Annotated in this window: 4 protein-coding genes; 3 read left to right on the plus strand and 1 reads right to left on the minus strand. The window is 69.8% G+C overall.

Translation table 11 applies throughout. From position 1 onward, the window contains the following. Both ABEA07_RS25240 and ABEA07_RS25245 read left to right on the plus strand, forming a co-directional pair. Window positions 1-1,497 carry a carotenoid oxygenase family protein gene (locus ABEA07_RS25240; protein WP_345541326.1) on the plus strand — a complete coding sequence of 499 codons (1,497 nt, stop codon included), beginning with the start codon at window positions 1-3 and terminating at the stop codon, window positions 1,495-1,497. Between the two features lie 106 nt (window positions 1,498-1,603). Beyond that, window positions 1,604-4,447, plus strand: coding sequence for a galactose oxidase early set domain-containing protein (locus ABEA07_RS25245; RefSeq protein ID WP_345541327.1), 2,844 nt, complete (start codon window positions 1,604-1,606; stop codon window positions 4,445-4,447). A gap of 9 nt (window positions 4,448-4,456) precedes the next feature. Here the strand turns inward: ABEA07_RS25245 and ABEA07_RS25250 are convergent, their stop codons facing one another. Then, window positions 4,457-5,554: a cupin-like domain-containing protein gene (locus ABEA07_RS25250; RefSeq protein ID WP_345541328.1), complete on the minus strand. Its 1,098-nt coding sequence runs from the start codon at window positions 5,552-5,554 to the stop codon at window positions 4,457-4,459. 208 nt (window positions 5,555-5,762) lie between these two features. Here ABEA07_RS25250 and ABEA07_RS25255 point away from each other — a divergent pair, with 208 nt between their 5' ends. After that, window positions 5,763-7,388 carry a methyl-accepting chemotaxis protein gene (locus ABEA07_RS25255; protein ID WP_345541330.1) on the plus strand — a complete coding sequence of 542 codons (1,626 nt, stop codon included), beginning with the start codon at window positions 5,763-5,765 and terminating at the stop codon, window positions 7,386-7,388. The last annotated feature ends 354 nt before the right edge of the window (window positions 7,389-7,742 follow it).

Consider the following 7,742-nt stretch of genomic DNA (forward strand, 5'->3'; position numbering starts at 1 on the left):
ATGCAACGACGCGAACTGCTGCGGCTGCTGGCCGGCGCCGGCGCCACCCCCTGGCTGGCCTCCCTCCTCCACGCCGGCGAGCCCACCGGCTGGCAGGCCGACTTCGAAGCCTCCGACGCGCCCTGGAAGATCGGTTTCGACACCCCGCCGGCCGACCTGCCCGAGGCCGCGGCCACGGTGCGCGGCCGCTTCCCGGACGCGGTGGCCGGCACGCTCTACCGCGTCGGCCCGGCCGGTCATGACCTGGGCGGCCAGCGCTACCACCACTGGTTCGACGGCGACGGCATGGTGCAGCGCTTCGCCATCGAAGGTACGACGGTGCGGCACCAGGGCCGCTACGTGCAGACCGCCAAGCGCCTGGCCGAGCTGCGCGCCGGCCACCGCCTGACCGAGGCCTTCGGCACCGTGCTGCCCGGCGTGGAGCCGGCCACCTCGGCCGATGCCATCAACGTCGCCAATACCAGCGTGCTGCCGCTCGCGGGCGAGTTGCTCGCGCTGTGGGAAGGGGGGTCGGCCACCCGCGTCGACGCGCGCACGCTGGACACCCTGGGCCTGAAGACCTGGCGCCCCGATCTGGCAGGCATGCCCTTTTCGGCGCACCCCAAGGTCGATCCCGACGGCACCGTATGGAACTTCGGCGTCGGCGCCCGCCAAGGGCTGTTGGCGCTGTACGAGCTCGCACCCGAGGGTGCATTGCGCCGCGCAGCCGTGCTGCCGGTGACCGACCTGCCCATGGTCCACGACTTCGCCGTCACCGAGCGCCACCTGGTCTTTCTGATGCCGCCGCTGGTCTACGACGACAAGGGCAAGCCGCCGGGGACCTCCTTTCTCGACGCCCATGCGTGGAAGCCCGAGCTCGGCATGCGCGCGCTGGTGGTCGACAAGAAAGACTGGAATCGCCGCCGGATGCTCACGCTGCCCGCGGGCTTCCTCTTTCACGTCGGCAACGCCTGGGAGGAGCCGGGGCCGCGGGGGGCGCGCATCCATGTCGACTACGTGCGCTCGGACAACGCGGACGGCGTCTTCACCACCAACCGCGAGCTGATGCGCGGGCGCCGCGTGCGCAGCCCCGGACCGCACCTCACCGTGGCCATGCTGGACCTCGGCACCGGGCGGGCCACGCAGGAGGTGCTGCCGCTGGACGCCGAGTTCCCGCGCATCGATCCGCGCCGCGTCGGCCTGCGCCACCGGCGCGTGGTGCATGCCACCCAGGTGACGAAGGAAAGGCCCGGCTTCGCCGCCGTCGCGTACACGAACGTGGAGACCGGCCGCTCGCAGCGCTTCGTCTACGGCGCGCAGGCGATGGTGGAGGAGCACCTGCTGGTGCCCGACGGCCGCGGGCCGGGCTGGATCCTGGGCACGGTGCTCGACCTCGTGCAGCGCAAGACGGTGCTGTCCTGCTTCGCGGCCGACCGGCTGGCTGCCGGGCCTGTCGCGCAGGCCGTGCTGCCCCGCGCCTTGCCGCTGGGCCTGCATGGGATGTTCTCGCCGGCTTGAGCCTCCTCGACGGCCTTGCTTAGACCTTTGGACCTACGCAACTTGGTAGAAGTCAGCGAGGCGCGGCGAACATATAACTCTTCAGTTCTCACCCTCGGAGCGGGATATGACGAGCACCGCACCGGACCCGCGCGCCTCGGGTTTCAAATGGATCGCCCTGTGGGCACCCTTGCTGGTCACCGCTTGCGGTGGCGGTGGCGGCGCCGACGGCGCGGTGAACGGCCTGGCTGCCGCACCGGCGGGCACCAGCGGCACGCAGGCACCCGCTCCCGCCCCCGAAGCGACATCCCAGGCACCAGCCAAGCCCACGCCGATCAGCAAGGCCGTCCGTACCCTGGAAGACCTGGCCCGGCAGCGCGAGCTGGAGCGGGACCGGGTCGCGCCCATCGACCGGGGCGAAGGCGCCGCCATTTCCGGCCCGCAGTCCAACGCCGCGGTCGCAGCAGCAGCGGCGGCGCTGGCGCCCGACGCCGGCGGCCAATGGGCAGCGCCGATCGGTTGGCCCATCAACCCCATCCACACGGTGCTGACGCCCGACGGCAAGGTCATGAGCTATGGCACCGATCCCACCGGCGCGCAGGGGGCACAGCTCTACTACGACGTGTGGACACCGGCCACCAATGCCCACAGCCTGCTGCAGCACACCACCCGCACCGACCTCTTCTGCAGCGCGCAGGCCGTGATGCCGTCCTCGGGCCAGGTGCTGCTGGCCGGTGGCGACACGCGCGGCGTCACACCGACCCTCATCAACAACGGTGTGCGCGACGTGAACTTCTACGACCCAGCCGCCGCCACCATCTCGCCGGGTCCACCGATGCAGTACGCCCGCTGGTACGGCTCGCTGGTCCCCCTGGCCGACGGCCGCATGCTGGCGCTGGCCGGCATCGACGGCACCGGCGCGGGCGCCGGCGTGCCCGAGATCTACCGGCCCACGCTGGGCTGGCTGACCCTCTCGGCCCAGCCCGACTGGCCGGGCGACTGGTTCTACCCGCGCGCCGTGCTGGCGCCCAACGGGCGGGTGCTGGTCGCGAGCAGCAACAAGCTGTTCAGCATGAACACCGAAACCCCGTTCATCACGCAGATCGGCACCCTGCCCAAGACGCTGAACTGGGCCATGCCCTGGGCCATGTTCGACCGCGGCAAGATCCTGCTGATCGCCGAGGACGGCGGCGCCATGGTGGTGGACTTCAACGGCAGCGTGCCCGTCGTGACGCAGGTGGCCGGCCCCGGCACCAACCGCATCTGGGGCACGCTCACCGTGCTGCCCGACGGCAAGGTGCTGCTGACCGGCGGCTCCGCGGTCTACAACGAGTTGGTCGACACCGCCTTCAGCGCGATGATCTGGGACCCCGCCACCGGCCAATGGACCACCGGCAACCCCGCGCAGAAGGCGCGCCTCTACCACTCCAGCGCCATGCTGCTGCCGGACGGGACTGTGCTCTCCGGCGGCGGCGGCTCGCCGGGGCCGGTGGTCAACCTCAACGCCGAGATCTACTCGCCGCCCTACCTGTTCGACAGCAGCGGCGCGCGCAGGACGCGGCCGCTGATCAACACCACGCCCTCGCAGCTCACGCTGGGCACCAACTTCCGCATCACCGTCGCGTCGTCGCGGCCGATCCAGCGCGTGACGCTGGTGCGCACCGGCTCGGTCACGCACTCCACCGATTTCGGGCAGCGCTTTCTGCCACTGCCCTTCACCCAGGCCAGCGGCAGCTCGAACGTGGACGTCACGCTCAACGAGAGCCCGAACATCCTGCCCATCGGTTATTACCTGCTGTTCGTGATCGACAACGCCGGCGTGCCCTCGGTCGGCAAGATCCTGAAGCTGAACGGCAGCATGACCCCGATCGCGAACCAGGGCCAGTCCTTCACGCTGCCCGCGGCCACCGTGGTCGAATTCGGCGCGGGCGGCAACTGGATCCCGAAGACGGTCACGGGCGCCGTGAGCTGCAAGAGCGACTTCTTCGGCGGCAATCCGTCCCCCACCGTCACCAAGGCTTGCCGCGTGCTCGCGACCAAGGCCTCGGGCGTGACGCAAGGCAGCGCGCCGTCGACGACCGACCGCACCGTGGCCAGCCAGGGCGGCAACTTCACGACGACCAGTGCGACCCTGGTGAGCTACGGCGCCGACCGGCGCTGGGTCGAGAAGGTTGTGAACGGCGCGGGCACCTGCACCGCTGCCTTCTTCGGCAGCGATCCGGCACCGTCGGCCGCGAAAATCTGCGTGGCGGATTCGAGCGCGGTGGCACCGGCACCGGCACCGGCACCGGCACCGGCGCCAGCGCCAGCGCCAGCGCCAGCACCCGCACCCGCACCTGCACCCGCCCCCGCCCCCGCGCCCCCGCAGGGACCGACGCTGGCCATCGAGGGCCAGAGCTTCACCGTATCAAGCCCGACGCTCGTGGCCTATGGAGTCGACACGCGCTGGGTGCAGAAGACGGTCAGCGGCACCGTCCCTTGCACCAACACCTTCTTCGGCACCGACCCAGCACCCTTCGTTCAGAAATCTTGTCGAGCGGTTGCTGCGCCAGCACCGGCACCGGCACCGGCACCGGCACCGGCACCGGCACCAGCACCAGCACCAGCACCAGCACCAGCACCAGCACCAGCACCAGCACCAGCACCCGCACCCGCACCAGCACCAGCACCCGCACCAGCACCAGCACCGGCACCGGCACCGGCACCAGCACCCGCGCCCGCGCCAGCGCCCGCACCAGCACCCGCGCCCGCGCCAGCGCCCGCACCAGCACCCGCGCCCGCGCCGCCCCCATCGGGCGCCCTTCTCGCCACCGAAGGTCAGAGCTTCACCGTGACGAGTGCGACCGTGGTGCGCTATGGCGCCGACACGCGCTGGGTGCAGAAGACCGTCACCGGGACCGTCCCGTGTACCAACGCGTTCTTCGGGATCGACCCGGCCCCCTTCGTCGTCAAGTCCTGCCGCGTCGCCTGAGGATCGCCCTCAGGCTTCGGGGACCACCCGCGGCACCAGCTCGAAGTAAGAGAAGTTGTTCGGAAGCGGCAACGCCAGGTTCGAGTACGAGAACGAGAGGCTGATGTCCAGTGCGCGCACCTGGTGCCACCAGCCCAGCGGCAGGAACATCGTCTCGCCCGGCCACACGTCGACCTCGAGCACGCGCACGCCCTCGAACAGGGGAAACTGCTTCCAATCGACCGCATCGAGATCGATCGGACTGAATACGCCGCTGGTGTTGTACAGCCGCTGCCCCTGCAGCGGCGAGATCAGGCGCCAGCGCTTGCGCCCGACCACCTGCGTGTGGAACAGCATGATCGTGTCGTGGTGCAAGGGCGTGACCGTGCCGCCCGGCCCGAACCAGAACGAAGACTGCGCCGCGAGCTCGGCGCGGTCGCAGCAGGGCGGCAGGCTGCCGATGTCGTCCAACAGCGGCGCGAAGCCGGGCTGCCGCAGCATCTCGTTGTTGGCGGTGAGGTAGTAGTCGTTCGTCTCGCCGCCCGCGAGCACCTGGTCGACGAAGTCGCCCAGTCGGACACTGCGCCGGTGCAGGGCCTTGTCTTCCTCGTAGCGAGGGTTGGCCTGACGTTCCGCCTGCACCTCGACATCGAGATGACCGAAGCGCGCCTTCAGGTCGTCCGGCGTCCATCGCCGCATCGCTGGCCAGTCCCGCGCATGGCCGGTGAGCACCACCGGTCTGCAGCCCCGCACGTAACGCTCCATGAATTCCTCTTCGCTGACCGACCAGCGCTTCTCGACGATGCCGTACATCGGGTCCATCTCCCACAGCAGCTGCAGGTTCGCCACCGTGGATTCGAGCTTGCGCAGTTGCTGCGCCCGCCCCTCGGCCGCGATGTAGACGGCATTGGCGGGCACCAGCGCGACCAGCTCCGCCGCGGCCTGCGGATCGATGCCGGCACCGGCCATGACCGCCAGCATCGAATCCGGCGCACAGCCGCGCAGCAGCTGCTCGGTGACCCAGCGCACCCACTCGGCCGTCAAGGGTGCGTTCGGGGAGGCCGGTGATGCCGCCTCGGGCTGGCTTTCGACCGGGCGTGGCGGGGCTGGGGGCTTGGGAATGTCCATGCGACCGCATTCTTCACCCGCCTGGCGATTTGCGCGAGCCCCCCGCGGCATCGATCTCATCGCCCGCAGCCGTGGCCCTTCGCCAGGGCGCGCCGGCCCGGCGGCATGCCCCTCAACTTCCCGCCCCGCCTGCCGATAAAGCTCTGCGGTCATCCACCGAGAACCTTGGGATTCCATGACGGGACGAAAGGCGTCCCGGCGCTGCCGCATGTCCAACGCCTTCCCCGGAGTCTTCCCCGTGTTTCTCGACAACCTTTCGATCGGCAAGCGCCTGGCCTTCATGCTCGGCCTCATCCTCGCCCTGTTCCTCGCCAGCAGCATGGTGTCGGCCCTCAAGCTGCATCAGCTGGGCGATGAGATCGCCATCATGACCGAGCAGAAGGTCAAGGCCGAGCGCGCCGGCTCGGACTGGCTGCGCCATACCACCTCCGGCGTGCAGCGCGCCGCGGCCATCGCCAAGAGCAGCGATGCCGGCCTGATCGCCTACTTCGCGCCCTTCACCGCGGCGGCCATCAAGGAAACCAACGAGCTGCAGAAATTCATCGAAACGCAGATGGGCACGCCCGAAGATCGCCAGCTCTTCGAGAAGGTCGGCGAGCTGCGCAAGAACTACCTGTCCGCGCGCGAGGAGGTCAGCAAGCTCAAGCTGGCGGGCGACCTGGAAGGCGCCGGGCGCGTGTTCGACGCCCGCTTCGAGCCCACCTCGGTGGCCTACCTCGCTGGCGTGAAGCAGATCGTCGACCTGCAGCGTGCGGGCCTCGACGCCGCCGCGCAGCGTGCCGAAGCCCTGCGCACGCAGACGACCAGCGTGCTGATCGCCTCCTCCGCGCTCTCGCTGGTCTCCGGGGCGCTGCTGGCCTGGTTCCTGGCGCGCAGCATCACGCGGCCGCTGCGCCTGGCCGAGCACACCGCCGGCGCCATCGCCGACATGGACCTCAGCGGCCAGGCGCAGGCCCGCTACGCCGGCGACGAGACCGGCCGCCTGCTGCAGGCCATCGACCGCATGCGCGCCGCGCTGCAGAACGCGCTGCAGCAGGTGCAGGGCGTGGTGGGCGACGTCTCCACCGCCAGCACCCAGATCGCCAGTGGCAACCAGGACCTGTCGTCACGCACCGAAGAGCAGGCCAGCGCGCTGCAGCAGACCGCCGCCTCCATGGAGCAACTCACCAGCACGGTCAAGCAGAACGCGGACAACGCCCGTCAGGCCAACCAGCTTGCGATGTCCGCCTCGGAAGTCGCGGTGAAGGGCGGCGGCGTGGTCAGCCAGGTGGTCGACACCATGGGCGCCATCCATACCTCCTCCCGGAAGGTGGTGGACATCATCGGCGTGATCGACGGCATCGCCTTCCAGACCAACATCCTGGCGCTCAATGCCGCGGTGGAAGCGGCGCGGGCCGGAGAACAGGGCCGCGGCTTCGCGGTGGTGGCTGCCGAGGTGCGCAACCTGGCACAGCGTTCCGCCGCTGCCGCCAAGGAAATCAAGGGCCTGATCGACGACTCCGTGGACAAGGTGGACACCGGCAGCGCGCTGGTCTCGGAGGCGGGCCGCACCATGGGCGAGGTGGTCGACAGCATCCGCCGCGTGACGGACATCATGGGCGAGATCACGGCCGCCAGCCACGAACAGACCCAGGGCATCGAGCAGATCAACCAGGCCATCACGCAGATGGACGAGGTGACGCAGCAGAACGCCGCACTGGTGGAGGAAGCGGCTGCGGCGGCGAGCTCGCTGCAGGAGCAGGCGGGGAAGCTGGCGAAGGTGGTGGGTGTGTTCAGGCTCGATGAGACGGAGCTGGCCTCTGCCGCGATGCGCCCGCAACTTTTGCTGCGATGAGCTGGCTTGCTTGGTGGGTGGCGCAGCGCGCCGTGGAATTTGACAATCGGGCCTTTGTTTTGGCCTTGCTCGTTGGTTGGCGCAGGAGCCGGGAATTCGCCCCGGCGGGCGAGTTACTTTCTTTGTCTCGCCAAAGAAAGTAACCAAAGAAAGGCGACCCCACTGCGCGTGTCCCTCCGCTTCGCTACGGGCAACCTGCGGTGCTCGCACATCCGGCCCCGCCGCAGAACTCGCTGCGTTCACTTCGTTCACTACGCTCAAACAGCTGCGGCGAGCTAGACCACGAAGCACGCCTGTCCTTCGGCAGGCGTGCGGGCCGGATGCACTGCGCTCCTCGGCACGCGCAGAGGGGAT

Source organism: Variovorax defluvii (assembly GCF_039541515.1).
Lineage (GTDB): Bacteria > Pseudomonadota > Gammaproteobacteria > Burkholderiales > Burkholderiaceae_C > Variovorax > Variovorax defluvii.